This is a genomic window from Mesorhizobium sp. M5C.F.Ca.IN.020.32.2.1 (assembly GCF_004023105.1).
Taxonomy (GTDB): Bacteria; Pseudomonadota; Alphaproteobacteria; order Rhizobiales; family Rhizobiaceae; genus Mesorhizobium; species Mesorhizobium wenxiniae.
Window position 1 is genome coordinate 1 of record NZ_RZSX01001601.1, and the last position, 555, is coordinate 555.

General features: G+C 66.3%; 1 protein-coding gene. It reads left to right on the top strand.

The features are described 5' to 3' along the window. On the top strand, window positions 1–555 hold a 555-nt coding region (locus tag EOA86_RS37685; protein WP_164892459.1), incomplete at both ends, for a GntR family transcriptional regulator.

A 555-nucleotide genomic window follows, 5' to 3' on the forward strand; every position in this document is an offset into this window, starting at 1 on the left:
GCCCAGGTGCTGACCATAGCCTCGCTGGCCGAAGCCTTCGGCACCTCGAACATGCCGGTGCGTGAGGCCTTGCGGCGGCTCGCCGCCGAGAACGCGCTGGAGATATCGCAGAACGGCTCGGCCTGCGTGCCGGTCGTCACCCGCGCGCGGCTCGACGATCTCTGCCGGGCGCGCGTCGCCGTCGAAGGGCTGGCGGCCGAGCTCGGGGCGCCGCGCCTGACCGCTTCCGAGATAGCCACATTGCAGAGGATCACCGCCGACCAGAAGGCGATCGGGCGCAACGGCAGCATCTACGAACTGATCGCCAAGAACCAGCAGTTCCATTTCACCATCTACCGCGCCTCCGGCTCCGACGTGCTGTTTCAGTTGATCGAGACGCTGTGGCTGCGCTTCGGCCCCTATATGCGGCTGTTGTCCAACCATGTCGCGCCCTTGATGCGCGCCGGCACGATGGAGCCGTCCGGGCGGCACACTGCGATCATCGCAGCACTGAAGGATCGCGATTTTGCCCGCGCCCGCGAAGAGGTGATTGAAGACATCAGGACGACGCAGGAG